Annotated in this window: 24 protein-coding genes and 1 pseudogene; 12 read left to right on the top strand and 13 right to left on the bottom strand. The window is 59.0% G+C overall.

Annotated elements, in window-relative coordinates:
- Positions 1 to 85: 85 nt before the first annotated feature.
- The gene (locus FZ934_RS21410; RefSeq protein WP_153272910.1) at positions 86 to 697 is read right to left on the bottom strand and encodes a nucleotidyltransferase domain-containing protein; all 612 of its coding nucleotides are present in this window, start codon (positions 695 to 697) and stop codon (positions 86 to 88) included.
- Between the two features lie 586 nt (positions 698 to 1,283).
- Here FZ934_RS21410 and FZ934_RS21415 point away from each other — a divergent pair.
- Both FZ934_RS21415 and FZ934_RS21420 read left to right on the top strand, forming a co-directional pair.
- A complete protein-coding gene (locus tag FZ934_RS21415) occupies positions 1,284 to 2,456 on the top strand; it encodes a M20 aminoacylase family protein (RefSeq protein WP_194273864.1) in 1,173 nt (390 codons plus the stop codon).
- Positions 2,457 to 2,646: 190 nt separating this feature from the next.
- Positions 2,647 to 2,910 (top strand): DUF982 domain-containing protein, encoded by a 264-nt coding sequence (locus FZ934_RS21420; protein ID WP_153272911.1) that lies wholly within the window; start codon positions 2,647 to 2,649, stop codon positions 2,908 to 2,910.
- A gap of 63 nt (positions 2,911 to 2,973) precedes the next feature.
- On the opposite strand, the gene FZ934_RS21425 is transcribed toward FZ934_RS21420, so the two are convergent.
- Positions 2,974 to 3,786 (bottom strand): helix-turn-helix transcriptional regulator, encoded by an 813-nt coding sequence (locus FZ934_RS21425; RefSeq protein ID WP_153272912.1) that lies wholly within the window; start codon positions 3,784 to 3,786, stop codon positions 2,974 to 2,976.
- Between the two features lie 188 nt (positions 3,787 to 3,974).
- Between FZ934_RS21425 and FZ934_RS21430 the strand changes: the two genes are divergently transcribed.
- The 5 genes and pseudogenes from FZ934_RS21430 (at position 3,975) to FZ934_RS21450 (ending at position 8,778) form a co-directional block, all read left to right on the top strand.
- On the top strand, positions 3,975 to 5,066 hold the full coding sequence (locus FZ934_RS21430) for an ABC transporter ATP-binding protein (RefSeq protein ID WP_153272913.1): 1,092 nt from the start codon (positions 3,975 to 3,977) through the stop codon (positions 5,064 to 5,066).
- A 22-nt stretch (positions 5,067 to 5,088) separates the two neighbouring features.
- The gene (locus FZ934_RS21435) at positions 5,089 to 6,252 is read left to right on the top strand and encodes an ABC transporter substrate-binding protein (protein ID WP_153272914.1); all 1,164 of its coding nucleotides are present in this window, start codon (positions 5,089 to 5,091) and stop codon (positions 6,250 to 6,252) included.
- 72 nt (positions 6,253 to 6,324) lie between these two features.
- A pseudogene (locus FZ934_RS21440) lies at positions 6,325 to 7,189 on the top strand (ABC transporter permease).
- Positions 7,189 to 8,001 carry an ABC transporter permease gene (locus FZ934_RS21445; protein WP_113361496.1) on the top strand — a complete coding sequence of 271 codons (813 nt, stop codon included), beginning with the start codon at positions 7,189 to 7,191 and terminating at the stop codon, positions 7,999 to 8,001. Before FZ934_RS21440 ends, FZ934_RS21445 begins: the two are co-directional and overlap by 1 nt.
- A 15-nt stretch (positions 8,002 to 8,016) precedes the next feature.
- Positions 8,017 to 8,778 carry an SDR family NAD(P)-dependent oxidoreductase gene (locus FZ934_RS21450; protein ID WP_153272915.1) on the top strand — a complete coding sequence of 254 codons (762 nt, stop codon included), beginning with the start codon at positions 8,017 to 8,019 and terminating at the stop codon, positions 8,776 to 8,778.
- Between the two features lie 3 nt (positions 8,779 to 8,781).
- On the opposite strand, the gene FZ934_RS21455 is transcribed toward FZ934_RS21450, so the two are convergent.
- Positions 8,782 to 9,681, bottom strand: a complete 900-nt coding sequence (locus FZ934_RS21455) for a LysR family transcriptional regulator (RefSeq protein WP_153272916.1) — start codon at positions 9,679 to 9,681, stop codon at positions 8,782 to 8,784.
- Positions 9,682 to 9,800: 119 nt separating this feature from the next.
- Here FZ934_RS21455 and FZ934_RS21460 point away from each other — a divergent pair, with 119 nt between their 5' ends.
- The 4 genes from FZ934_RS21460 to FZ934_RS21475 all read left to right on the top strand — a co-directional run bounded on the left by FZ934_RS21460 (position 9,801) and on the right by FZ934_RS21475 (position 13,852).
- Entirely contained in the window at positions 9,801 to 10,733 is a 933-nt protein-coding gene (locus FZ934_RS21460) for a VOC family protein (protein ID WP_153272917.1), read from the top strand.
- A gap of 105 nt (positions 10,734 to 10,838) precedes the next feature.
- Complete coding sequence (locus tag FZ934_RS21465) at positions 10,839 to 11,528, top strand: hydrolase (protein WP_153272918.1); 690 nt, start codon at positions 10,839 to 10,841, stop codon at positions 11,526 to 11,528.
- Between the two features lie 66 nt (positions 11,529 to 11,594).
- Positions 11,595 to 11,882, top strand: coding sequence for a XapX domain-containing protein (locus tag FZ934_RS21470; RefSeq protein WP_153272919.1), 288 nt, complete (start codon positions 11,595 to 11,597; stop codon positions 11,880 to 11,882).
- 92 nt (positions 11,883 to 11,974) lie between these two features.
- Positions 11,975 to 13,852: an amidohydrolase gene (locus FZ934_RS21475; RefSeq protein ID WP_153272920.1), complete on the top strand. Its 1,878-nt coding sequence runs from the start codon at positions 11,975 to 11,977 to the stop codon at positions 13,850 to 13,852.
- Positions 13,853 to 13,973: 121 nt separating this feature from the next.
- Here the strand turns inward: FZ934_RS21475 and FZ934_RS21480 are convergent, their stop codons facing one another.
- Positions 13,974 to 14,126, bottom strand: coding sequence for a hypothetical protein (locus tag FZ934_RS21480; RefSeq protein ID WP_153272921.1), 153 nt, complete (start codon positions 14,124 to 14,126; stop codon positions 13,974 to 13,976).
- A 138-nt stretch (positions 14,127 to 14,264) separates the two neighbouring features.
- On the bottom strand, positions 14,265 to 15,317 hold the full coding sequence (locus tag FZ934_RS21485; RefSeq protein ID WP_194273865.1) for a glycosyltransferase 61 family protein: 1,053 nt from the start codon (positions 15,315 to 15,317) through the stop codon (positions 14,265 to 14,267).
- Positions 15,318 to 15,512: 195 nt separating this feature from the next.
- Here FZ934_RS21485 and FZ934_RS21490 point away from each other — a divergent pair, with 195 nt between their 5' ends.
- The gene (locus FZ934_RS21490) at positions 15,513 to 16,484 is read left to right on the top strand and encodes a DMT family transporter (protein WP_153272923.1); all 972 of its coding nucleotides are present in this window, start codon (positions 15,513 to 15,515) and stop codon (positions 16,482 to 16,484) included.
- A 27-nt stretch (positions 16,485 to 16,511) separates the two neighbouring features.
- Here FZ934_RS21490 and FZ934_RS21495 read toward each other — a convergent pair whose 3' ends face one another.
- From FZ934_RS21495 to FZ934_RS21520, 8 genes are all read right to left on the bottom strand, one after another.
- Entirely contained in the window at positions 16,512 to 17,165 is a 654-nt protein-coding gene (locus tag FZ934_RS21495; RefSeq protein ID WP_153272924.1) for an isochorismatase family cysteine hydrolase, read from the bottom strand.
- A 17-nt stretch (positions 17,166 to 17,182) separates the two neighbouring features.
- Entirely contained in the window at positions 17,183 to 17,725 is a 543-nt protein-coding gene (locus FZ934_RS21500; RefSeq protein ID WP_153272925.1) for a hypothetical protein, read from the bottom strand.
- 64 nt (positions 17,726 to 17,789) lie between these two features.
- On the bottom strand, positions 17,790 to 19,085 hold the full coding sequence (locus FZ934_RS21505; RefSeq protein ID WP_153272926.1) for an epoxide hydrolase family protein: 1,296 nt from the start codon (positions 19,083 to 19,085) through the stop codon (positions 17,790 to 17,792).
- Between the two features lie 124 nt (positions 19,086 to 19,209).
- Positions 19,210 to 19,671 (bottom strand): sensor histidine kinase, encoded by a 462-nt coding sequence (locus FZ934_RS28260; protein WP_246738004.1) that lies wholly within the window; start codon positions 19,669 to 19,671, stop codon positions 19,210 to 19,212.
- On the bottom strand, positions 19,668 to 21,089 hold the full coding sequence (locus FZ934_RS28265; protein ID WP_246738005.1) for a PAS domain-containing protein: 1,422 nt from the start codon (positions 21,087 to 21,089) through the stop codon (positions 19,668 to 19,670). Before FZ934_RS28265 ends, FZ934_RS28260 begins: the two co-directional genes overlap by 4 nt.
- A gap of 35 nt (positions 21,090 to 21,124) precedes the next feature.
- The gene (locus tag FZ934_RS28270; protein ID WP_246738006.1) at positions 21,125 to 21,832 is read right to left on the bottom strand and encodes a PAS domain-containing protein; all 708 of its coding nucleotides are present in this window, start codon (positions 21,830 to 21,832) and stop codon (positions 21,125 to 21,127) included.
- Between the two features lie 114 nt (positions 21,833 to 21,946).
- Positions 21,947 to 22,312, bottom strand: coding sequence for a response regulator (locus FZ934_RS21515; RefSeq protein ID WP_153272927.1), 366 nt, complete (start codon positions 22,310 to 22,312; stop codon positions 21,947 to 21,949).
- Entirely contained in the window at positions 22,309 to 24,960 is a 2,652-nt protein-coding gene (locus tag FZ934_RS21520; RefSeq protein ID WP_153272928.1) for a PAS domain-containing sensor histidine kinase, read from the bottom strand. The genes FZ934_RS21515 and FZ934_RS21520 overlap by 4 nt, the downstream gene beginning before the upstream one ends.
- Positions 24,961 to 25,064: the final 104 nt, after the last annotated feature.

Below are 25,064 nucleotides of genomic sequence, written 5' to 3' on the forward strand. Positions count from 1 at the left end.
TCGCATCTCGGTGAGAGGAAACGGCATTGCGCCGGTTTCCGTTCCATTTTCAAAGTCCCGCTCGGGAACCATCATGCCAAATTCTCTAGAGAAGCGCGAGCCAGGCGTGGCCTGGGTGGGCATGATTCAACCAGAATCGCAAATTGGACCTGTCTTGCGACGAAAGGCTCGGAAGCGAGGTTTGGAAATCATGCTCATCCTTCGCCCTGCAATACTTGGCCTTGAACAGCAGCACGGCTGATGGAGCGAGGTATGGGATACCAGCCTGGTTGCGTCGAACCATCGCCGCGCGAGGGACGCTGATTGCCGTGTCGCGCTTGTAGACCCAATCTGACGGTGTGCCATGCTCCAGCATCATGTCGACGCGCCAGCAGGAGTTCGCAATGTCGGCTCCCCAAAACTGGGAAACGTGGGCCGGAGGTGCTGCATGTTGTGCGATCGGATCGACTTCGCCGGCATGGACGCTGAAAAAGCTGAGCTCTTTCAGGTGTTGGCGAAAGGCGCTGAAGTCTTCTGGCAGGATCGCGAATTCCAGATCTTCGTGCGCCCGCGTCTGGCGACCCAGCGACAAATCGAGCGCCCATCCGCCAACGACGTACCAGGTCAGGTCGAGCCCGGTCAGGCGCTCCATCAGCTGTTGGGGATGCCAGGCTTGCCAGCATTCTTGAGGAGGCGGGCTATGCAACAAGGAATTCATTAGGGTGCTCAAAACAAGCGATTTGGCGAGCGCTGAAGCGCAGCGCTCGATCTACGAGCCTTGGTGACAGCTTTGCAAGGTCAAACGACGGTTAGGATGCCTTTCCAGCGTGGGGACTACTGCCTCCGCTTGAAGTCAAGCCAGACTACATTATCGCTGCCCGCGCGATCGTCCGCCGCGTGTTCCTCCAAGGGCTGAGGGCCGTTCGGGATGGCATTGGTGTCTGCGCAGCTTCGACTTTCGGCCCGAAGGTCGCGAATGGTGCAGGACAGGTGCGCGATCACCTTTCGATAAAACGCCACGATCTGCTGGTGCTCATCGCGCGCTACGTATCTCTGGTTAAACCAATCACTCATGATCAACTCGCCATTTGTCATATCACCAAACGACGGGACCGAGCGCATGTTCCGGCGCGGTTCCGTTATGGCTAATTTTTTGTAAATATCTCGTGGCGTTAAGCGCAGTTTTTTAAGTAACTGACTAGATTGGCGCCCGGTGACAAATACATTGCCGGGAGACGACGGTCGTCCTATGACCTTCCCCGACCTGCGGGATCCGCCGCTTTCCTCCGATGACGAGAATGATCATGACCATCCACCAATCTGTCGACAGCGTTGCTGATGAAGCCAAGGAATGGCGGCGCCACATTCATCAAAACCCCGAACTCCTGTTCGACCTGCCGGAGACGGCCGCCTTTGTTGCCGAGAAGTTGCGGCAATTCGGTTGCGACGACGTCGCGACTGGTATTGCGAAATCGGGCGTGGTTGCGGTCATCGAGGGGCAGAAAGGTCCGGGAAAGACGATCGGTCTGCGCTGCGACATGGACGCCTTGCCGATGTCCGAGCAGACCAACCTGCCATATGCCTCCAAGGTGGCAAACAGGATGCATGCCTGCGGTCATGACGGCCATACCGCAATGTTGCTCGCCACGGCAAAATGCCTCGCCTCGGCACGCGATTTCGCCGGCAAGGTCGTGTTGATCTTCCAGCCCGCCGAAGAGGGCGGTGGTGGTGCACGCGTCATGGTCGAGGAAGGCCTTCTCGATCGATTTGGGATCGACGAAGTCTACGGCATGCACAATGAGCCGGGCCTCGACATCGGCTCCTTCGCAACACGCAGTGGCCCGTTCATGGCCGGCGCCGACCGGTTCGTCGTGACGATCAATGGCAGGGGTGGACACGCGGCATCCCCGAACCTCACACGGGATCCGGTTCTGGTGAGTGCCCATATGATCACGGCACTGCAGTCGATCGCCTCGCGCTTTACTGATCCTTTTGATCCGGTCGTCGTCTCGGTTACCTTCATGGCCGGTGGAAACGATCAGGCGCTCAACGTCATTCCCGCTTCTGCGAAGATTGGCGGCACGATCAGAACGATGCAGCCGGAGACGCGAGCGGCGGTGGAGCAGCGGTTCCGCGATATCGTTGCCATGACCGCAAAGCTCTTCGAGACGGAAGCCGAGATCACCTGGATTCCAGGCTACCCGGTGACTGTAAACGACATCGAGAGAACCAAGGCAGCCGCCGCGGCTGCGGCTAAGGTTGCAGGCGAAGAACGCGTCGATACCAGCTATGCGCCTTCGATGGGAGCGGAGGATTTCGCCTACCTGTTGGAAAAGCGGCCCGGCGCGATCATCCTAATCGGGAATGGCGACAGTGCCTATCTTCATCACCCGGCCTATGACTTCAACGACAAGGCGATCGCTCATGGCGTCAGATATTGGCTGTCGCTCGTCGAGCAGGAGTTGGGCGCTCGGTAAGTGATGAAGTCGTCTGAATCGAAATGGTGAGAACAAGACTCAACGTGTTGATATCTTGGACTATCGCCCGTTGAAGCTCACCTATTCTGCTAGCTGTCAAATCCTGTAGCTCTCGGCAATGGCCGAGCATCGCTGTCGGCACGTCCCTTGCAAGGTTTCTAATATATGAACCTTCAAGGGACCTGTTGTAATGAATTGGAACACTGGTAGCGACTTCGCACCCTTGATGCTGGTGATGAGCCGCGGAGAGAAATACAGGTTCGTCGGCTCGCTTCTGGATGTCGCGGAGACACTTATCGGCGCCTGGCCATGTGATGACGGTGACGAATACATGGAGGCGGTCAAGGTCTGCCTGGAGGCAATCGAGGGAAGCCTCTCAGCGGAAGACGCCCGCTCCGCGCTCATCAAGGCCGCTGGCGAAGCGAGCATTCCAGTAATAGCCGTCTTGCACTAAACGGGAGCGTACGGCAGAAATATCAAGTATTTAACCTCGGTGGCTCACGTTTCGCTCGCAGGCCTACTGAAAGTGCTTGAGGTAGAGGGAAAGCAGCTGCGTCTGAGAGGAGATGCCAAGCTTCCGATAGACGTTGCGCCGATGGACCTTCACGGTCCCGGTCGAGATGCTGAGCTTAAGGCCGATTGATTCCGAGGAGTGTCCTTGCAGAACCAGTTCGACGATCGCCGCTTCACGGCTCGTGAGATTGAGGTCACGCCAGACGGCGTCTGAGGCCCCCAGGCTTCCGTCCTGCTCCCGCCTCTGACGCCGCTTTCCATGCGTCGCCAGTTGTGCGTCGAAGCGGGACGCCAGCCCTGCCCAGTAGTGGCGGACCATGCTCGCCACCAGTGGTTCGACTTTCCGCAATATCGCAAACTCTCCGGAGGGAAACGGCCCGGTCTCTTCGCGGCGCATTAGGGAGAGGACGATGGTGATGTCGTCTTCTGCATTGACGAAGAAGCCGATCTCCTCCGCCAGCCCCGTCTGGACGTAGTATGTGCGATAGTACTCGCTCGAGAAGAAGCGATCTGGTGCGAGCTCACGCATGCGCATGACGCCTTGGCGACGCTCTCGCGCCGTATGATAGAACGGATCGAGGAGGTAGGGACCTGCCTGATAGAGGGTCACGAAGACCACATGCTCCTCGGCATCGAACGTGCTGAAGAGATCGATGGGGCGTTCTTTACCGCGGTAGGCAAACACCACGACATAGTCGAAGCGCACCAGCGCGGCCATCATCCGACGGAAGGTTTCGCCGAACTCGGCATCCGACATCGACACCTTTCCGACCGTGCCATCGAAGGCGCTGAACAATGCTTCAAGGTCGGTACTCATCGATGGATTCCTTCAGCGCCGCGCCAACGGACGGCTCGGTCCTTATACACCTTCCACGAAGCAATATGCGCGAAAATACCTCTCTCGGGGTATATACCTTGCCGGAAGCCGAGGCTTACTCTTTCCTTAACGACGGTGGCATTAAGGCAGCGTAGACTGCCCATCACAACCAACCGCAGGGAACAGACGTGGCATCCGCTTCGACGAACGATATCGAATTTTGTTCGGTCACAAAGAATTATGGCGCTGTGACCGCTGTGACGGACATCAATCTCAATGTGCCCAAGGGAGCGTTCCTTGCGCTGCTTGGGCCGTCTGGTTGTGGCAAGACGACATGCCTGCGCATGATCGGCGGCTTCGAGCAGCCGAGCGAGGGCAAGGTGCTCATCGACGGGCGCGAGATGAATGGCGTCCCGGCCTATCGGCGCCCGGTCAACATGGTGTTCCAGCACTACGCCCTGTTTCCGCATTTCAATGTCGAGCAGAACGTTGCCTACGGCCTGAAGCAGATGCGTCCGAGGATCGAGGCGGCTGAAATTAATCGGCGCGTCGGCGAAGCGCTTGAGATGGTACGCCTCGGCGGCTTCGCGAAGCGGCGCATTCATGAAATGTCAGGTGGCCAGCAGCAGCGCGTTGCGCTGGCACGCGCGATCGTCAACCGTCCTTCCGTGCTGCTGCTCGATGAGCCACTCGCAGCGCTGGACAAGAAGCTGCGTTCCGCGATGCAGATCGAGTTGCAGACGCTGCAGCGTGAGCTCGGCATCACCTTCGTCCTCGTCACCCACGACCAGGAAGAGGCACTGTCGATGGCAGATGTCGTGTGCGTCATGAGCGCCGGTCAGATCCGGCAGCTAGGAACGCCTCAGGAGGTCTACGACCGTCCTGCCGATCTTTTCGTCGCGGATTTTGTCGGCAAGACGAACCGCATCCACGCGCAAATGGAAGCTGACGGGACGACGCTTCGGCTGGCTGATGGCTCGGCCGTCGCCTCCAGCCGGCGCCTCGCGCCTGGAGAGGCGATTGCCGCCGTTCGGCCTGAGGCTATTCACCTTTCGCGCGATAAGGTTTCCTCCGGGGTCTCCTTCAGGGGGACGGTCACGCATCGCATATTCCTCGGTTCGTCAGCCGAATACGCGGTGACCGTGCCTGGGCTCGGTGATTTCCTGATCACCGCCGATCGGCGCGGCGCTAACGAAAGCGACCTCGTCGAACCGGGCGAGGAGGTTTTCATGGGGTTTGACCCCGCAGCGATACACGTCTTTCCAGCATCGAATGCATAAACCAAAAAAAGGGAACAGCATCATGAGCAAGGATTACAAGGACAATCTTCCCATTTCAGCCGAAGGCTTCATGGACGAGTTCATGCGCCTGAAGCGTGGTTCGGTCAGCCGCCGGCATTTCCTCGGCGTCACCGGTCTTGGTCTGGCGACAGCCGTCCTGTCACGTTTCCCCGGCGCGCTTTCGTCGCCCGCGCAGGCTGCCGAAGGGCTCGGCACGCAGATGTCGATTGCCACCTGGCCGAACTATCACGATCCCCAGACCTTCGAGAATTTCAAGGCAGCGACGGGCGTCGCCGTGGAAGTGAACGTGTTCGGCTCGAACGAGGAAATGCTCGCCAAGCTTCAGGCCGGCGCCTCCGGTTGGTCACTGTTCGTGCCCACCAATTATACCATCTCGACCCACCACAAGCTTGGCCTGATCGAGGAACTCGATCTTTCGAAGATCGGCAATTTCAGCCAGAAGGACGAGAGCCCGCGCTTCACCAAGGAAGGCCAGATCGACGGCAAGACCTACGCGGTTCCGAAGAACTGGGGCACCACAGGGTTTTCGGTCAACACATCAAAGATCAAGACCAAGCTCTCGACCTGGAAGGACTTTTTCGAGATTGCTCAGACGGAAGCAGATGGCCGCGCCATGGTGCACGACTATCAGCTGACCACAATCGGCAGCGCGCTGGTTTCGCTCGGCTACGACTTCAATTCGATCAAGCCGGAAGAACTCGCCAAGGCGGAAGAGCTGCTGGTCAAGGTCAAACCGCACCTGTTTGCCATCAACTCCGATTATCAGCCCTCCATGCGCTCCACCGATGCATGGCTGACGATGTGCTGGACGAACGACGGCGCTCAGCTGAACCGCGACATGCCCGAGCTTGCCTATGTGCTCGGCACCGATGGCGGTGAGATCTGGACCGACTACTACGCGATCCCGAAGGACGCACCGAACAAGCCGGCTGGCTATGCGCTTCTGAACTACCTCATGGATCCGCAGAACGCCGTGAAAGAGCACATCGCAAACGGCGCCCCGACCACGGACGCTCGCGTGATCGCGCTTCTGCCGAAGGAGATCACCTCCAACAAGATCGTCTATCCGGATGAAGCCGCATTGACGCCGCTGGAATTCGGCGCGGCCGTGACGTTGACCGACCCGGGTCGTGCCGAGCTGATGGCACGCTTCAAGTCGGCTTAAAACCACGAGCCTCCGGTCCCCGCATTGTCGGGGACCGGACAGCCTCACGCAATCGTCGGACACAAAGACGCAATGCCACTCATTGTTGCCACCAAACGGCGCCTCGTGACCGCCGCCCTCGTTGGGCCGCGAGCCTCTGGCTGTTCGTCTTCCTGGTTCTGCCATTTATCGCCATCATCGTCTTCGCGTTTGGCGAGCGTGCGCCCGAGGGCGGTTATCAGGCAGCGTTCACTTTCGCACAATTCGCCAATCTCGGCTCCCGATCCGCGGCTTTCGTCAATACGCTGATCCTGGCGCCGATCGGGCGGCGGCTTGCCTGCTCGTCGCCTATCCGGTTGCCTACTATCTCGCCGTCAAGGCAAGTCCGCGGCATCGGCTGCTGCTAGTGTCGCTGGTCGTCGTGCCGTTCTGGACGAGTCTTCTGGTTCGCACGTATGCATGGATGTATCTCCTTGGCGCACGCGGCATTCCGCATCTGCTCGAATTCTTCGGCATCGAGAACGTCCGCCTGATCAATACGCCGGGGGCTGTCCTCCTCGGGATCGTCTATGGCTATCTTCCGCTGATGATCATGCCGATCTACGTCAGTCTCGAGAAGCTGGATCGTCGTCTTCTTGAAGCCTCGGCCGATCTGGGGGCGAGGCCTGCATCGACCTTCTTCGGCATCACGTTGCCGCTTTCGCTGCCCGGCGTCATGACAGGCGTGGCGCTCGTCACGATCCTTCTGCTCGGCGAGTATCTGATCCCGCAGCTGCTCGGCGGCGGCAAGGTCTTTTTCATCGGCAATGCGCTGGTGGATCTGTTCCTGCAATCGCGCAATTGGCCCTTCGGCTCGGCGATTGCCGTGACGCTGGTGGCCGTTGTGGTTGTCGTTCTTCTCGTTGCCATGCGCATCGCCTGGCGTGTCGCCGGAACCCGCCAGGTGGATCTCGTCTGATGCGTGCGCTCGTTACGTTTGTCTATCTGTTCCTGTATACGCCGATTGCGCTCGTCGTATTGTTCTCCTTCAATGCCGGCCGCAACGCGAGCGAGTTCGTCGGCTTCTCGACGCAATGGTATGGCAGAGCGCTTTCCAACACTTTCCTGATGGAAGCGTTGCGGAACAGCCTGATCATCGCCTTCACCAGCGCCGCTTTGGCCGCGATCTTCGGCACGATGGCGGCGATCGGAATGGAACGCCTTGGATCACGGGCGCGCGCCGTCTTCGACGGCCTGTTTGCCGCCGCGATCGTCGTGCCTGGCGTGGTCATCGGCATTGCCACCCTGGTGGCGCTGGTCGAGGTCTTCGGTTTCGTCAACCCTGTCATCGCAGCTCTTTGGCCGGGCGACCAACCGCCACGGCTGGCGCTTGGGTATGGTTCGATCATCGCTGCGCACGGTCTTTTCACCATGGCGCTGGTCACGATGATCGTGAAAGCACGCATCGCAAGCCTTGGGCGGGACATTGTCGAGGCGTCCAGCGATCTCTACGCGACGCCCCTGACGACCTTCCGGCAGATCGTGCTTCCGCAGATCATGCCATCGATCCTCGCGGGATTTCTGCTCGCCTTCACCTTCTCCTTCGATGATTTCATCATCGCCTTCTTTGTCGCAGGCTCGAACACGACGCTGCCGATCTATGTCTTCGCGTCGATCCGGCGCGGTGTAACGCCCGAGATCAACGCAATCGCGACGATGGTGCTGCTGGCATCACTCGCCCTCATTCTCATCGCGCGCTTCTTGATGCGTGAAAAGACAACGAAAAACTGACCGGGGAAACATGCCATGATACTCAAGGATCGCGTTGCCATCATCACAGGGGCGGGCTCGGGCATCGGTCGGGCCGGTGCGCTCATCATGGCACGGGAAGGCGCCCATGTGGTCGTTGCCGATATCGATGGCGCGAACGCGAACGAAACGGTGGACGAGGTCACAGAGGCGGGTGGGAGCGCCGAAAGTCTCGTCATCGACGTGACCGACGATCAGGCTCTGCAGACTGGGATCGAGGCAGTTGCGTCGCGCCATGGCCGCATCGATATCCTGCACAATCATGCCGGAGCACAGGTCGCCGGTGACCTGGAGCAGGTTGCAGTTTCCGGTTTCGACAAATCATGGGGCCTGAATGTCAGAGCCCATTTCATGGCCTCTCGCTTTGTGATGCCCTTCATGAAGAAGGCCGGCAAGGGCGTCATTCTCAACACTTCCTCGTCATCGGGCGTGCTGTACGACCGCGAAATGATCGCCTACACCACGACGAAGCATGCCGTGATCGCCATGACGCGGCAGATGGCGGGCGATTTCGCCAGGTTCGGCATCCGCGTGAACGCGCTCTGCCCCGGCTGGGTGGACACCCCATTCAACGAGCCCTTCATCGCGCAGATGGGAGGGCGGGAATCCATCGAATCCTACATCAGCAGCAAGGTGCCGCTCGGCCGCTGGGCGAATGTGTCCGAGATCGCCGAACCCATTCTCTTCCTGGTGTCCGACCGCTCGTCTTACATGACCGGGCAGATTCTGGTCGTCGACGGCGGCGAAACAGTCGTCTGATCTCTAGTCGAGCATGACCATGAAGGACGGGATCTGCTCTTCGAAGAATTTCGAGAAGGTGGCTATGCGGGGCGGCAGTGCCTGATAGGGCGGATAGTAGAGCGTCAGCCAGAGGTCTGGTGGCGACCAGCCCCTGAGAATGTGAACAAGCCGGCCTGTGCGCAGATGCTCGGCGATATGGAAACCGGGAAGCAGTGCGACTCCGGTTCCGTCTGCGGCCATGTCGGCCAGCACCTCGCCATTGTTCGCGCTGAATGCTCGGCCCGCCGATATCGTCATGCTTGAACCACCGTCCGACAATTGCCAGGTCTCGCGGCGGCTTTCGCCGCTATAGGCGAGGCAATCGTCCGGTGTCAGCTGGTTGGGGTGCTCCATCTCCGCAAAGCGGCTTCCTGGCGCGGCGACAAGGATCCGAGGCACGACCCGGATCTTGCGCCAGATCGTGAATTTGTCTGAAGGTGCCGATGAGATGCGGATCGCGAGATCGTAGTCGTCGTCGACGATATTCACGAGGCCATCAGACAGAGAGATCTCGAAGCACATCTTCGGGTAAAGCTCCCGAAAACCGGACAGGATCGGTGGCAGGACCGTCTTGCCGAGCCATGTCGGCGCGCTGATCCGCAATCGGCCCTGGTCTGCCTTGTGGGCGTTCTTGACATCACGCCTGGCGCTCTCGAGCGCTTCCACCGCCGGCTGGATCTGGGCCGCGAAGACGGCGCCATCCGTCGTCAGCGAGACCTGCCGGGTCGTTCGCACGAAAAGCTGAACGCCGAGATCCTCCTCCAGCGCGGCAATCGCGCGTGTGACGCCAGCTGGCGTCATGTCCAGTTCGCGAGCGACCTGCGCGAAGTTCCGCTTTTCGGCCGCGAGGAGGAAGGTTTTGAGAGCCTTATAGTCGTTCATCTCATTATTTCAAAAAACGCAATTCATTCGCAATTAATATTGCAATTCCGGAGATCAATCAACCGGGCTACACCTGTCTTCATCGAAACGGACACCGGCAAGACAGAAAGGTTCGGGCCATGATCAAGGACATCAAGGGACTGCATCACGTTACATCGATGGCATCGGATGCACGTCAGAACAACAGCTTCTTCACCGATACCCTCGGACTGCGTCGCGTCAAGAAGACCGTCAACTTCGACGAGCCGAGTGTCTACCACCTGTACTACGGCGACGAGAAGGGTACGCCCGGCACCGTCATGACGTATTTCCCCTTTCAGCACATGATGCAGGGCCGCCCAGGCGTCGGCGAAGTGGGAGAGACACAGTTCGCGGTTCCGAAGGGGGCTGTCGGGTTCTGGAAGGAGCGTCTGCTTTCGCGGGGTGTCAAGGCCATCGAGACGGACTCAGCCTTTGGCGCAAACCGCATTCGCTTCAACGGCCCTGATGGTGACGGGTTTGCCCTGGTCGAGGTTGACGGCGACAACCGTACGCCATGGATCAGCGAAGGTGTCGCTGACGGCGTTGCGATCCGCGGCTTTGCCGGCGCTCGCTTCCATCTGCACGATACCGCAGCGACCGAAGAATTGCTTGGTTTCATGGGCTACCAGCGTGCCGATACCGACAAGGGCGTCACGCGCTTCGTTATCCCCGAAGGCAACGGCGCCGATACGATCGACCTGGTCGCTCTTCCAAAGACGCCCTTTGCCCGCCAGGGAGCTGGTTCGGTCCATCACATTGCGTTTGCGGTCGACAACCGCGCCAAGCAACTCGAGGTGCGCAAGGCGCTGATGGATACCGGCTATCAGGTGACGCCTGTCATCGATCGGGATTACTTCTGGGCAATCTACTTCCGCACGCCGGGTGGTATTCTGTTCGAGGTTGCGACCAACGAGCCGGGCTTCGACCACGACGAGGATACGGCTCATCTTGGTGAAGCACTGAAACTGCCGGGCCGCTACGAGGCTTTCCGCGAGCAGATCGAAGCGAACCTGGAGCCACTCGCCGCCTGACCGTTGCTGGCGGCGATAACGAGCAAATCACTTTCTGATCGTTCAAGATTTTAGACCCATTTTGCCGCATGTGCGGCTGCCAACCGACCCAAAGGGAGACACGACATGTCCAACAAACTCCAGGTTCTCACCCCGCAGAACAGCCAGCTGATCTTCATCGACCAGCAGCCGCAGATGGCTTTCGGCGTTCAGTCGATTGACCGGCAGACCCTGAAGAACAACGTGGTTGGCCTCGCCAAGGCCGGCAAGATCTTCAACATCCCGACCACCATCACCACGGTCGAAACATCATCCTTCTCCGGCAACACATTTCCGGAATTGCTTTCCGTGTTCCCGGAAAACGACATCCTGGAACGGACCTCGATGAACTCGTGGGATGACCAGAACGTTCGCGACGCCTTGGCCCAGAACGCCGCAAACGGCCGCAAGAAGGTTGTTGTCTCGGGTCTATGGACAGAAGTCTGCAACACGACGTTCGCGCTGTCCTGCCTGAACGACACCGACTACGAAATCTACATGGTGGCCGATGCCTCCGGTGGCACCTCGCTCGATGCGCACAAGTATGCAATGGACCGGATGGTTCAGGCTGGCGTCATTCCGGTGACCTGGCAGCAGGTCCTGCTGGAGTGGCAGCGTGATTGGGCTCGCAAGGAGACCTACGACGCCGTGACCTCGCTGGTTAAGGAGCATTCCGGAGCCTACGGCATGGGCATCGACTACGCGGTTACCCACGTTCACGGTGGCACAGAGCGCGTCAGCCATGGAAAGCGGATCGGTCCGAAACCCGCCAAGTAAGCTTTCATCGCCGCTTTGACATCACCCGCTGGTGTTGGAGCGGCTTCGACAACTGAGGCTCATCCCATGAAACTTTATCTTCTGTCGCTCGGCGCCGGTCTTCTGGTCGGCATTGTCTACAGCCTGCTGAACGTAAGATCGCCGGCTCCGCCTGTTGTAGCCCTGGTCGGTCTCCTGGGCATCCTCGTCGGCGAGCAACTCATTCCCTTTGCCAAGACGATCTGGAGCAAGGAACCTGCAGCCGTTTCGTGGATCAACCAGATCAAGCCGCACATGTTCGGCCATCTGCCGAAGGGCAGCGGAAACAAGGATCTGGCGGCTGGGCCTGGTGCGGCTGCCAAGTCGGATAGCTGAGACAACGAGGAGGGAGCAGGGCCGACCGGTCCCGTTCCCTCCCGTACTTATTTCATCGAACTCATTGTCGAACAGGGAGCCTGGAGTTGACCATGCACGCCGACGTCATCCTTCACCACGGACTAGTCACCACCCTTGACCGCAGCAATCCGACGGCAAGCGCCGTTGCTATCAAGGACGGCAAATTCCTCGCCGTCGGCCATGACAAAGAGATCATGGAGCTTGCCGGGCCGGATACGAAGATCGTGGACCTCAAAGGCAAGCGCGTTCTGCCCGGGCTGATCGACAACCACACCCACGTCGTTCGAGGCGGCCTGAACTTCAATATGGAATTGCGCTGGGATGGCGTTCGCTCGCTTGCCGATGCAATGGACATGTTGAAACGGCAGGTGGCGAATACCCCGCCGCCGCAATGGGTGCGCGTTGTCGGCGGTTTTACCGAACATCAGTTCGCGGAAAAGCGCCTCCCGACAATCGACGAGATCAACGCGGTTGCGCCCGATACGCCGGTCTTCCTGCTGCATCTTTACGATCGCGCCCTGCTGAATGCGGCTGCGCTCCGCGCCGTCGGCTATACCCGCGACACCCCCAATCCTCCCGGTGGCGAGATCACCCGCGACGCCAACGGCAATCCGACAGGCCTGCTTCTCGCGAAGCCGAATGCGGGGATCCTCTACTCCACCCTCGCCAAGGGACCGAAACTGCCTTTCGACTATCAGGTCAATTCGACCCGGCACTTCATGCGTGAGCTGAATCGCCTCGGCGTCACCGGCGTCATCGATGCCGGTGGTGGCTTCCAGAACTATCCGGATGACTATGCTGTTATCCAGAAGCTTTCCGACGAAAACCAGCTCACGGTTCGCCTCGCCTACAACCTCTTTACCCAGAAGCCGAAGGCTGAGAAGGAAGACTTCCTCAATTGGACATCCTCGGTGAAATACAAGCAGGGAACGGACTATTTCCGTCACAATGGCGCCGGCGAAATGCTGGTCTTTTCTGCCGCCGATTTTGAAGATTTCCGGCAGCCGCGGCCGGACATGCCGCCGGAGATGGAAGGCGAGCTCGAAGGCGTCGTGCGCGTTCTCGCGGAAAATCGCTGGCCCTGGCGTCTGCACGCCACCTATGACGAGACGATCTCCCGTGCATTGGATGTCTTCGAAAAGGTCAATCAGGATGTGCCGCTTGAGGGCCTGAACTGGTTCTTCGATCACGCGGAGACGATCTCGGATCGTTCCATCGATCGGATCGCAGCGCTTGGCGGTGGTATCGCTGTCCAGCACCGGATGGCCTACCAGGGCGAGTACTTTGTCGAGCGCTATGGCCACGGCGCCGCTGAGGCGACGCCGCCGATTGCTCGCATGCTCGAGAAGGGCGTGAAGGTATCCGCCGGGACCGACGCGACGCGCGTCGCTTCCTATAATCCCTGGGTCTCGCTCGCATGGATGATCACCGGCAAGACGGTTGGAGGCATGCAGCTCTATCCGCGCGCCAATTGCCTGGACCGCGAAACGGCACTGCGGATGTGGACGGAAAAGGTCACCTGGTTCTCGAACGAGGAGGGGAAAAAGGGACGGATCGAGAAGGGGCAGTTCGCGGACCTGATCGTACCGGACAAGGACTTTTTCTCCTGCGCCGAGGACGAAATCTCCTTCCTGACCTCGGAACTGACGATGGTCGGCGGCAAGATCGTCTACGCCGCGCATGGTTTCCAGGCGCTCGATGAAAATGATGTGCCTCCCGCAATGCCGGACTGGTCGCCCGTCCGGAAGTTCGGCGGCTATGCAGCCTGGGGCGAACCGGATGGCGCCGGCCAACGGTCGCTGAGGCGAACGGCAATCGCTACGTGCGGCTGCGCCAACGATTGCGGTGTCCACGGCCACGACCACGCCGGTTCATGGACCTCGAAATTGCCGATAGCGGACCTGAAGGGCTTCTTCGGTGCGCTGGGCTGCTCCTGCTGGGCCGTCTGAGCTCCCAGAGTTTCTGAAAGCCGATTGGCGGGCAGCGATCGTCGCTGCCCGCTTTTCAGATGGTTTGGTGTCTGTACTTTCGCCGGCGCGATCGCCGCATTCTTTTGGTTCGGCGCTTCGATCACCCGTGCCGCTTGAAGAACTGCACCTCGCGTTCGTGCTTTTCAGCCTGTTCACGTGTTTTGAACGTGCCAAGATTGCGGCGCTTGTGGGTATTCGGGTCGACCTTGCGAGAGTACAGGCGATATTCACCGGATTTCAATTTTCGGATCATTTGCTTCCTCCTGCCTTTCCAGACAAATGCGTCGGGCGCGCAGCGGTTCCTCAGGCGGGAACTCGAAGCGAAGGAAGAAGGAATCTCTCCGGCGAAGAGGTAGGCTAGCTCCGATCTGTCGAACGATCGGTTTTGCAACTAACTGTGTGCGGAGAGCATATCCGCAGTCTTCACCACGTCATCAGGACGAATGCTGAAGGACGTCTTGCCTCCTTCGCCGACGACAAAGCCGTAAGTCATATCAAGCGCGTCAGCATAGTCCTTCCACAGATTGGCGAAGCGATATGGCGGTTGAAGTGTGAGTATCGCTCCCTTGTTCGCCATGGTCAGGACGCCATGAGCGATGTTGCTACCCTCCACCGAACAGATCAGAGAGGCACCGGACATTCGCTCGACGATTTCGGCGACGGTCAGCCTGGCTGGGTCCACGACGTCAAACCCTTCCCTGGTGAGCCGCTCCGTCAGTTCGGCTTCGTTCTCCAGTAGACGGCGCTGGCCGGTCGCCTTTCTGCTGATAAAGATGCGGCGCCCGTTCGGCGCTGTTCCGCTGGACATGGCGCGTTCGCGCAAAGCGGTAATGCGAGCACGTCTGTTCGCAGTCATGCCGTAATCCTGAAAGACCCAAGCCCTTCGAATGAGCGCCGCATCCAGGACAGGGAAATCGAGGCCAAACAGCTCGTAATAGGCCTTCGAGTGCGGCCAGTTGTCGGAGGAGCTTCCCCGTGCGAAGTAGGTCGGCGCGATTGTGTCAGCAAGCATCGCGGTTGCGGCATCATCGATGACGTGATGGGCGAAGTACCTGTCTCCGATTGCCGTGGAAGGCAACGCGCATTCGTCGATGCTAACGGCGCGTTTCCAGATTGCCCTCGAAGCGGGCCTGATCACCTGCCGGTGGCGCATGCCTCTCGCGTAGAGATCGCCATCGACGTAGTGAGCATTCTCGATCAGATAGGCGAGCGTGGCTGCATGCTCGACGGAGCCGGCCGAAATACGCGCCATCTCGTACTCACGGGTCGTTTCGAATTGTACTTCGCGCACACGGTCCAATTGGTTCGGGAGATAGATCGCCGCTTCGCGGCTGCCCCGCTCAGCTGGCGATACGACAAGGGTCCGGCTCGCTATCTCGTCCAGGTCAGGTGCCCGGCCTATCTTTCTGCGCAGCACATGAAGGTAGTTTCGATAATGCAGCACTGCCATTTCCCCAACGGCAAATACCTTTGCCGTTTCAAGGTGATCTCTTCACCGGATGTTATTTGAGATGAAGCCCGGCTGCGACGTATCACTTGGTTGAATAACCCACCTGTTGGGGAGCGGCCGGGGAAGCTTTGCGGCAACGGATATACGCCCTATGGGCGGCGCCAGGAAACTGTGGCATAACATATGGCCATGGCTATGCATCTCCTGGCAGTCCATCGCGATGGAGGCAGGGCGGAACAGGCGACGAGCAATTCGCTTTCGATCGCCTATTCCGTCGGCGTGCTATGCTGGCTGCTGTCGGCGGGCGTCTATATCGCCGCCAAATGGGTATCGCCGGAAATGCCGCCCTGGGCGCTCTGCTTTTGGCGCGTGCTGATAGCCTGGGCGATCCTGATGCCGATGGTCAGCAGCCACTTCGGCGACATGGTCGCTCTTCTGAAAAAGCGAGCGCTGGAAATCATTATTGTCGGCGGCATGGGACTTGCGATCTGCCAGGGAATGATTTTCGTCGGACTTGAACATGCCGACGCCACAACAGCCGGAATCATCATCGCGCTGATCCCGATCATTACGATGATCCTCGCCCGTTTCATTCTGGCCGAGCCCATGGGACGCTGGCAGGTTGTCGGGTCCGTTCTCGCGTTCCTCGGGATCCTTGTCATTATCGTGAAGGGCAACCCCGCCGCCCTCATGCGCTTGGAATTCAACCCAGGAGAGCTCTGGATCATCGCCGGGGCTTTCTGCTTCAGCCTCTACACCGTCCTTCTTCGTCGCGCGAAGTTCGATATCGATCGCCTCTCGCTCCTGGTCTTGCTTCTCGGTGCCGCGGTGCTGACGGCGCTGCCTCTATACCTTATCGAGCTTGCGTCCGACGACCGCACGACACTGACCACCAGCGGCTTTGTCGCGCTTGCCTATGTGGCAATTCCGGGCGGCGCGCTGATGTATTATCTCTTCAATCGGAGCATCGAGACGCTGGGGGCAAGCCGGGCGGGCGTGCTCCTCTACATTCAGACGATCTTCATCGCGATCCTTGCTTACCTGATCCTCGGCGAGCAGCTGCAGTTCTACCACCTCGAGGGCGCGGCGCTCATTGTCGCCGGCCTGCTGCTCATCATCTTCCTCAAGTCGAAGGCCAGCGCTGAGGTAAAGACTGCATAAGGCGCCGGCTTTGGGCGATCCGGCGCTCTACTCGGCTGCGGCCCGGCTTTGCACGGCGGAAATGGCCTCTAGGACTTCGCTCGTGCTGATGATCGCGTTCGCGTAGTTCGGCATGTTGATCTCCAGCGCTGCGCGCATCATCTCGTCCGAATAGTCCGCGACCGCATCCTTCACCACCGTCACGTCGTATCCAAGCTCGGCCGCGAACCGCACGGTTGCCTCGATGCAGGTGTGTGCGATCAAACCGATGACGATAAGCCGTTGGATACCCTGCCGTTTGAGCAGGTTGTCCAGATCGGTGTTGGCGAAACCGCTCGAGCACCAATGTTCTTGAGCGACGGTTTCACCCGCCAGCGGAACGAACTCGGCTCGGAACTGACCGCCCCAGGTGCCGTCCTGGAAGCTCTTGCGGTGCCATGCAGCGCGCTGGATCGGCGCGATATATTTCCAGTTCTCGTAATCACCTTCGCGATACCGATGATGCATGGCGAAGAAGACACGGAGGCTGGCACCGCGCGCGGCTTTCAGGATCTGCTCCATATGCTCGACGCAGTGGTTGGCCTCGGCGACAGCCTGAATGCGAGGCCAGATCTTGCCGCCTTCCGAGATGAAGTCGTTGTAGGGGTCGACCACCAGCAGACCGGTATCAGCCGCGTCGAATGGAACGGTTAAGTGCGTCATCGTCGATCTCCCCGTTCTCAGGCGGCCTTGGCGGACATCTGACGCAGAGCGAAACGTTCGATGCTTGCCGCAAACAATGGTGTCTCGCCCTTGTTGTGGGCAATCGACATCGGCTGGCGCTGGGTGCGGAAGATCTCGAACGGAATGCCCTGGCGCTCCAGACCCGCGAGCATCTCGTCGGTCGCGAAGGACTGGACGCGATTGGTGAATTCGCAGCGATCCTTGTCGAGTGCCTTGACGCTGAGCTCCCAGGTCACGTGAATGACCACGCGGCCCGTCGGGGTGAAGACGTCGGAGTCGGAGTCGAGGATGAGATGGGTCTTCTCGCCTAGCGTCTCGTGATAATGCTGTACCATAAGGCTGCCACCGATCGTCTCGACGTTGATCGACATCCGCGTGCCGTCAGGAGCCGTCGTGAAGCCGGCCGCGATATGGGCGGGCGAGCAGCCCTGGTATTCCTTTTCCGGGAGAGAGAAGCACCAAGCCGGAATGTCGATCTTCTCGATCGGGGCGTTGATGATTGCGCTGAAGCTGGAGTCCACGATCTGATTGTCACGCACTGTCATTCTCCTTGATTGCGGGGTGGAGGTGATGGAGGCGGCGCAGGTACTGGCGCCGCCTCCATCAGATCTGGTCGCGAAGCGACTTGAACGAGGCGCGGAGCTCCGAAGTGAAGAGCTCAGGCTGTTCCCAGGCCGCGAAGTGACCGCCCTTCGGCGGGCGATTGTAATGAATAAGGTTCGGATAGGCTTTCTCGGCCCAGCTCTGCGGCGCTTGGTAGATCTCGTCGGGAAAGGCGCTGACCGCAACTGGGATCTTGATGCCGCGAGGATCGAAGAACCCTCCGCTGGGGTGGTGGGCGTTGTCCCAATAAAGCCTTGCCGACGAAATCGCGGTGTTCGTCAGCCAATACAATGTGACGTTGTCGAGTACGTCGTCGGGGCTCAGGCCTTCCTTCCCGCCGTCGATCGACCGCGCGATCATTCGGTAGCTGCGGATATCGTGGTCGAGCATCCAGGCAGCTAGTCCAACGGGCGAGTCGACGATGCCGTAAAGCGTCTGGGGTCGGTTGTTCATTTCGATCGCGTAGCCGAGGCCGTTCTTGTTGAAGTCGTCGAGCTGATCCCAGGCCCTCTTTTCGTCGGCCGACAGGCCCTCCGGCGGTGTCCCGGCGGCCAGCGATTTGGAAATTTCGGCCGGGACCGTGGCGGCCATGTTCGTGTGAATGCCGAGAAGTCCGGGAGGCTGCTGTACGGCCATGAGTTCGGTCACCGCATTGCCCCAGTCGCCGCCCTGCGCGACATACTTCGTGTATCCGAGACGCTCCATGAGCACGGCCCAGGCTTTTGCGATCCGCGGCGGGTTCCATCCGGTCTCCCGAGGCTTGCCGGAAAAGCCGTAGCCGGGCAGGGAGGGAATGACGACGTGAAAGGCGTCGGCTTCGGTACCGCCATAGGCTGTCGGATCCGTCAGCGGCTTGATGATCTTCAGCTGCTCGATCACGGAGCCTGGCCAGCCGTGGGTGATGATGATCGGCAGCGCGTTTTCGTGCTTCGACTTCACATGGATGAAGTGGATGTCGAGACCGTCGAGCTCCGTGGTGAACTGCGGGAACGCATTGAGACGGGCTTCGACCTTGCGCCAATCGTGGCCTTTCCAATGTTTGGCGAGCTTCTTGATCGTGCCGAGGCGAACGCCCTGGCCATCGTCCGACACGTTTTCCTCATCCGGCCACCGCGTGGCCGCGACGCGACGGTGGAGATCAGCGAGCTGCTCGTCAGTTGCGACAAACTTGAATGGCTTGATCCCGGGAGCGGCACTCGTGGCGGCGAATGCCTGTGGGATCATGCCCATCGCGCTTGCGGTCGCGGCGGTTGCGAGAAGGGTTCGACGCGTGACGGTCAGCTGAATCTTGGACATGGCATCCTCCTGGGTGTTGCTTGTTTTCCGAGCAGGAGGGTCACATCGATGGGGCGGCCTCACCATTGCACAAAGGTATCGACGACACCTTGGTATCGGTCCGAGAGTTTGGTCCTGGACGCCGTTATACGAAGGTTGGCGAGGTCTCTGCCGCAGCCAAATAGGCGGGGAGGGAAAAGTGGATGGTTACGCCAGGGCCATCATTTGCTTCAGCCCACAGTCTGCCGCCATGGTTTTCGATGATCGAGCGGCAAATGGTGAGACCGATGCCCATCCCATCCGTTTTCGTGGTGTAGAACGCCTCGAACAAGCGCGAAGCGGAATCCGTTTCAATTCCTATCCCGTTGTCAATGACGGCTAAGCCGACAAGACCGTCGTCGTCGATCCGGGTACGGATCTCGATCATTTTCAACCGATCCCGAATGCCTTTGACGGCATCGATCGAGTTTCGGAGCAGGTTGCTGATGACTTGCTGGAGCTGCACACGGTCACCGTTGACTGGAGGGAGATCCCGCAGAAACGAGGTCCGGATCACGACGCTGTTTCTCCTCTGATCGTTGGCCAGAAGGGCGATGACCTCATTCACGGCGTCGTGGAGGTCGAGCTTTCCAAAGCTGATCGTACGCTTGCCGAATAGCGCTCGCAGCCTGACGATGACTTCGGTAGCCCTGTTGGCATCGCGAATGGTGCGTCGAGCCGTTTCGAGTGCCGTCTCAATATTGGGGGCTCCATCGATAGCATCCGCAGGCATGTGCCGGCGTTCGTGAGGATCCCCGAAATCGGCTGGTTGACTTCATGGGCGATTGCCGCGGACATCTGGCCAAGGCTAAGGAACCCGGTCAGCCGCGCAAGCTCGGCACGGAGCTGGTCGCCTGCCTCCTCCGCCATGCGTTTCTGAGTGATGTCTTGGATGGCACCGAGCGATTCTCTGTGTCCGTCCTGGTGGTCAATCGCCTGGCTGATCACCCGGATATGCTTGATGGCGCCTTCGCGGCTCAACAACCGCAGCTCATAATCTAGGTTGCCGCCGACCTCGCGAACCGAGTTCATCTTTTCAGCCAGAAAACCGAGGTCGTCAGGGTGGATTCTTTCCCTGATCTGTTCAAGTGTGACGCGCTCACCGTCCAACTCGAAAATCCTCAACCACTCATCGGAGAGCGTCAGCGCGTCGGTCTGTACGTTCCAAGAGAATGTGCCGGTGCTGCTGACGGTCTGTCCTGCAGCGAGGAACGCCCTGCTCCTCCTTAGCTCCTCCTCGACATTCTTGCGATCGTCTATATCCGTGAGGAGGCCATACCAGCGAACGATCTTGCCTTCGGCGTTCCTGAGGGGCTGGCCGCGGACCTGGAACCAGCGAAACGCACCATCGTGACGGCGATACCGGCTTTCGTAGTGGTAGGGTTCACCGCTTTCAAGCGAGCCCATGAACTTATCGATATTGATCTGTACATCGTCGGGATGGGTGATGCCATTGGTGGCCCAGCTTTGGACCTCTTCCAGCGGTATGCCGAAATAGTCGAGGAGCTGCTGGTTGCTTCCATCAAGCGTGCCGTCGGGGGTGGAAAGTATGATCATCCCAGGCACCATATTGACGATGTGACGGAATTCCCTCTCGCTGTCTGCCAGCGCACTCTCGGCGCGCTTACGGTCGTCGATATCGTTGAGGAGAAAATACCACCTTATCGTGGATCCCTCGTGATCTCGCACCGGATTCCCCCGGACTTGGAACCACCGATACACGCCATCATGGCGGCGAAGCCTTTCCACTACCTCATAGGACTGAGCCGAAGCGACCGCTTCGGCAAACAGCGCAACGGCTCGGGCGCGATCGTCCGGATGAATGATGTCGTTGGTTTGCCAGTTCTGGTGCTCGGCAAAATCATAGCCGAAGAAGCGCAGGGATTGGTCGTTCACAGTCTCCACCGAACCATCGGGTCGGAGCACAATGATCAAGCCAGGAAGCGAATTGACAATCAGATGAAGTTGGCTCTGGCTCTCGCGCAATGCATCGGCGGCCCTTCGCCGATCGTCGATATCGGTCAGCAGCCCGTACCAGCGGATGATATTTCCGCCTTCGTCTCGAACGGGCAGCCCCGAATCTGGAACCATCTGAACATGCCGTCATGGCGTCGGAAGCGAGTCTCGAAATCGTATGGATCGCCGGTCCTGAGTGATGAGGTGAACGTGTCGATGCAGTGTTCCAGGTCGTCGGGATGGGTAATGCCATTGGTCGCCCATTGGGCAACCTCTTCGAGGGGCATCTGGAAATAGTCGAGAAGCTGCTGGTTGCTTCCGTTCAAGCGCCCATCAGGCGTAAAGAGCGCGACCATCCCGGCGATAGTGCCGAGGATCAATCTTGCCTCGCGCTCGCTCTCGGCGAGGCTGAGCGCGGAAATCTTGCGGTCGTCGATATCAGTTGCGATGGCGCACCACTTTGATATTTCACCCGAAGCCGCCCTGATGGGTCTGCAGCCGATAAGAAACCATCGAAGACGACCATCTGTGCTTCGCAGGCGCACCTCGCATTCGCGAGCCTCTTTCCCCGTGCCGGCATGCAGGGTCGCAGTCAGCGAAGGCAAATCGGTGGGCTCGACCACATCCTCCCAGCTCCAATGATCCTTCATCGACCACCGCAGCCCCGTGTACTCTTCCCATCGATGGTTTACAAAATCGACGCGGCCATCTGCACGCACAGTGAAGACGATATTTGGAAGTGCATTCAAGACTTCGCCGAAATCCGCTTCCATATCCGACCCATCGCGCACCCGGGAGCTGAAGCTTACATCATGTTGCAGCAGATCGCCTAACAGTGGCGGCGCAGCCTTTTGAGCCCTCTTCGATACATCGAGAGGGCGTAGTCATTAAGCTATAGCGCGGAGTGCTTCCTGCAGTTCATCGTCACCGAACGGCTTGAAGAGACACTCAAGGGCTCCTTCATTCAGTAAACGGGTCCGCAGGATTTCATCCTTGAGTGCCGTAATAAAGATGGTCGGCACCCGCTGGCCTCTCCTCGATAGCTCCTTGTAAAGCTCCGGTCCGGTCATGCCGGGCATGGCGATATCGAGTATCATGCCGTCGCTGATCTTGAATGCCTCCGCGTTCAGGAATGCCTCCGCAGAACTGAAGGCATCGACACTGAAGCCGAATGAGCGAAGGAGGTCTGGCAGCGCTTCTCGAACGGACTCGTCGTCATCGACCACGGAGAGATGTTTCTGTCTGTTTGTCATTCTGCCCTCCCTGCAAGCTCAGTTGCGGGTACTAAACTCTCTGCGTCACGATCAGTCCGCCCGTGCGGCTGGTGAGCGGGAACGGAAAAGCCGACAGTCGCTCCGTACAGCGCATTGCTCTCTGCCCAAAGGCGCCCATTGTGATTTTCAATGATCGAACGGCTGACCGACAGCCCGATCCCCATTCCATCGGGCTTGGTCGTGTAGAAGGCGTCAAAAATTCGCTCGGTGCCGTCTACGCCGAAACCAATTCCGGTATCTTGAACGATCAGCTGAACCTCTGCACCGCTCGCTTCGGTCTTGAGGACGATGCGGCCCGCTCGATCCTTAACCGCTGAGGTTGCTTCAATCGCGTTTCGGAGCAGGTTCATGATAACTTGCTGCAATTGCACACGGGCGCCGGCAACGCGAGGGAGGCCGACGCCGAAGTCGGAAACGACCGAGACTCGAGCTCGCTGGATGTCGCTGAACGCAAGAGCGATCACTTCGCTGGCAACCTCGTTCATGTCGATCGGCTCAATCGCGGGTGGCTTCCGACTGAACAGAGCCCGCAGCCGGACGATGACATCGGCTGCGCGGTTCGCGTCACGGATCATGCGCCGCGCGGTATCCTTGGCGATCTCCAGGTTTGGAGGTTCGGACGCAAGGACGCGAAGACACGTGCTGGCATTGGTCACGATGCCAGCCAAAGGCTGGTTCACCTCATGCGCAATGGATGCGGTCAGAACACCAAGACTCGTGACGCGGGTCACATACGACAGCTCCGTGCGAACTTCATTGAGAGCTTCTTCGGCCATGCGGCTTTCCGTGAAGTCTTGCACAGCCCCGGTGAGCTCCTGCTCGCCATCCTTGTTCTTTTCGCTGTGCGCCAGAACACGCACATACTTGACCGACTGATCCGACATGATGAGCTTGATGTCGTAGTCGAAATCGGTGTTCCCATCGCGCGCTCTTTCGATCACCTTGCGCACGGTGAGGACGCTGTCGGGGTCGAGCCGGGATAGCACGGTTTGCAGGGTTACAAGGCTGGTCGGCTCTACGTCGAATATCCGATACGTTTCCGCGGACCAGACTATTTCACCCGTGTCCAATCGCAATGAGAAGCTACCGGTCTTGCTCAGACGCTGTGCGTCGGCCAAAAAGGCTTCGCTCCTTCGAAGCTGTTCTTCAGTGCGCTTCCGATCGTCTATGTCAGTCAACAGGCCATACCAGCGGACAATCTGTCCCTCGGCATCACGAAGCGGCAAACCTCTCAGCTGGAACCACCGCCAAACTCCGTCATGGCGCTGAAAACGGGTCTCGTAATCATAGGGCTCACCGGTGACTATAGCCTCCATGAAGCTGTCGATACATACCTGCAGGTCGTCTGGGTGTGTAATCCCGTTGGTCGCCCAATTGTCGAGTTCAGCGATGGGGCGTTGGAAATAGTCGATGATCTGTTGATTGCCGCCGATCAGCTTTGCCTCCGGGGAGAAGATCGCAATCATTCCTGCGATGCCGTCTACGATAAAGCGGGATTCGCGTTCTCGATCCGCGAGCGCTTGCTCGGCCCGCTTACGGTCGTCGATGTCAACGTGCAGGGCGTACCAGCGTACAATTCGGCCATCGTCGTCCCTCAATGGTGAGCCAGTCACCTGGAACCAGCGATGAACTCCATCAGCTCTCCGAAGCCGAACTTCGAGGTCATAGGGTTCGCCAAGAGTAACAGCCCGATCGACCGCGTCGAGCATTCTCGGCATATCATCGGGGTGAACGACATTGGTGCTACCCCATTGGCGGAGCTCCTCGAGCGATCGGCCATAGTAGCGCAACAGTGGACCGTTGATCGCCTCTACTTCGCCAGTGACGCCAATGACGCCAATCCCGGCCGGAATGCTTTCAAGGACCACACGTGCTTCACGTTCGCGCGCGGCCAGCTCCAGTTCGGCGTGCTTGCGATCGTCGATGTCAACAAGCAAGTGGAACCACCGCAGTATCGTTCCGTGGGTATCTCTCAATGGCAATCCAAGCACGTTGTGCCAGCGGTAGATCCCATCCCAGCGCAAATGCCGGCTTTCGACATTGTAGAAGGTGCCCGTGCGGTGTGCTTCGAGCTGATCTTCGATCGTATCTCGAAGATCCTCGGGATGGACGACTTCAGTCGCCTTCCATTTCTTCAACTGTTCGAGGGTCATGCCGAAATATTCAAGCGCCGGATTGTTGAGCGCCTCGACATCTCCGGTAGGCGTGGTGACGGCGACCGGGACGGGGATACTATCGACGATGCGCTGAAAATCGTTGTCGTCATGATGCCTGATGCAATCTGCGGTACGTTCGGTGGCAATCCCGTACCATCGACGAGCATCACCGGCGTCTTCCATGGGATTGCACCGAATAAGGAGTGAGCGACTGGCACCATCAGGAAGCTTGATAGGCACGTCCATCTGGAACGGTTCGGCAAGCGCCAGCATCGAGCGAAAATTCTCTGGAAACGTCGAGGCACAGGCAAGTTCAGGATCTATCGGCCAACTCCAGCCGTCAGCGCCAGAAAGCGGGATACCGGTGAATTCTGCCAAGCCCTTGTTCACAAAATCGATAACGCCGCTGGGCAGGGCGGTGAAAACCATACCCGGCAAAGTGTCGAGAACTCGAACGAGCCCCGCTTCCATGACTGTCCTTTCGAGCTCAGCTTACGCAGATAGGGTATGATTACAGCAACCTGCCGTATATTATCCTAAGGTGTTGGTGTAGCGATGCGGGAGCGGCAACCTGC

Origin of the sequence: Rhizobium grahamii (assembly GCF_009498215.1) — a bacterium.
In the GTDB taxonomy this organism is placed as follows: domain Bacteria; phylum Pseudomonadota; class Alphaproteobacteria; order Rhizobiales; family Rhizobiaceae; genus Rhizobium; species Rhizobium grahamii_A.

Excerpts from the sequence above, each read along its gene's own strand:
- FZ934_RS21410 (WP_153272910.1), bottom strand. The coding sequence starts at position 697 with ATGAATTCCTTGTTGCATAGCCCGCCTCCTCAAGAATGCTGGCAAGCC.
- FZ934_RS21415 (WP_194273864.1), top strand. The coding sequence starts at position 1,284 with ATGACCATCCACCAATCTGTCGACAGCGTTGCTGATGAAGCCAAGGAA.
- FZ934_RS21420 (WP_153272911.1), top strand. The coding sequence starts at position 2,647 with ATGAATTGGAACACTGGTAGCGACTTCGCACCCTTGATGCTGGTGATG.
- FZ934_RS21425 (WP_153272912.1), bottom strand. The coding sequence starts at position 3,786 with ATGAGTACCGACCTTGAAGCATTGTTCAGCGCCTTCGATGGCACGGTC.
- FZ934_RS21435 (WP_153272914.1), top strand. The coding sequence starts at position 5,089 with ATGAGCAAGGATTACAAGGACAATCTTCCCATTTCAGCCGAAGGCTTC.
- FZ934_RS21445 (WP_113361496.1), top strand. The coding sequence starts at position 7,189 with ATGCGTGCGCTCGTTACGTTTGTCTATCTGTTCCTGTATACGCCGATT.
- FZ934_RS21450 (WP_153272915.1), top strand. The coding sequence starts at position 8,017 with ATGATACTCAAGGATCGCGTTGCCATCATCACAGGGGCGGGCTCGGGC.
- FZ934_RS21455 (WP_153272916.1), bottom strand. The coding sequence starts at position 9,681 with ATGAACGACTATAAGGCTCTCAAAACCTTCCTCCTCGCGGCCGAAAAG.
- FZ934_RS21460 (WP_153272917.1), top strand. The coding sequence starts at position 9,801 with ATGATCAAGGACATCAAGGGACTGCATCACGTTACATCGATGGCATCG.
- FZ934_RS21465 (WP_153272918.1), top strand. The coding sequence starts at position 10,839 with ATGTCCAACAAACTCCAGGTTCTCACCCCGCAGAACAGCCAGCTGATC.
- FZ934_RS21470 (WP_153272919.1), top strand. The coding sequence starts at position 11,595 with ATGAAACTTTATCTTCTGTCGCTCGGCGCCGGTCTTCTGGTCGGCATT.
- FZ934_RS21475 (WP_153272920.1), top strand. The coding sequence starts at position 11,975 with ATGCACGCCGACGTCATCCTTCACCACGGACTAGTCACCACCCTTGAC.
- FZ934_RS21480 (WP_153272921.1), bottom strand. The coding sequence starts at position 14,126 with ATGATCCGAAAATTGAAATCCGGTGAATATCGCCTGTACTCTCGCAAG.
- FZ934_RS21490 (WP_153272923.1), top strand. The coding sequence starts at position 15,513 with ATGGCTATGCATCTCCTGGCAGTCCATCGCGATGGAGGCAGGGCGGAA.
- FZ934_RS21495 (WP_153272924.1), bottom strand. The coding sequence starts at position 17,165 with ATGACGCACTTAACCGTTCCATTCGACGCGGCTGATACCGGTCTGCTG.
- FZ934_RS21505 (WP_153272926.1), bottom strand. The coding sequence starts at position 19,085 with ATGTCCAAGATTCAGCTGACCGTCACGCGTCGAACCCTTCTCGCAACC.
- FZ934_RS28270 (WP_246738006.1), bottom strand. The coding sequence starts at position 21,832 with ATGGAAGCGGATTTCGGCGAAGTCTTGAATGCACTTCCAAATATCGTC.
- FZ934_RS21515 (WP_153272927.1), bottom strand. The coding sequence starts at position 22,312 with ATGACAAACAGACAGAAACATCTCTCCGTGGTCGATGACGACGAGTCC.
- FZ934_RS21520 (WP_153272928.1), bottom strand. The coding sequence starts at position 24,960 with ATGGAAGCGGGGCTCGTTCGAGTTCTCGACACTTTGCCGGGTATGGTT.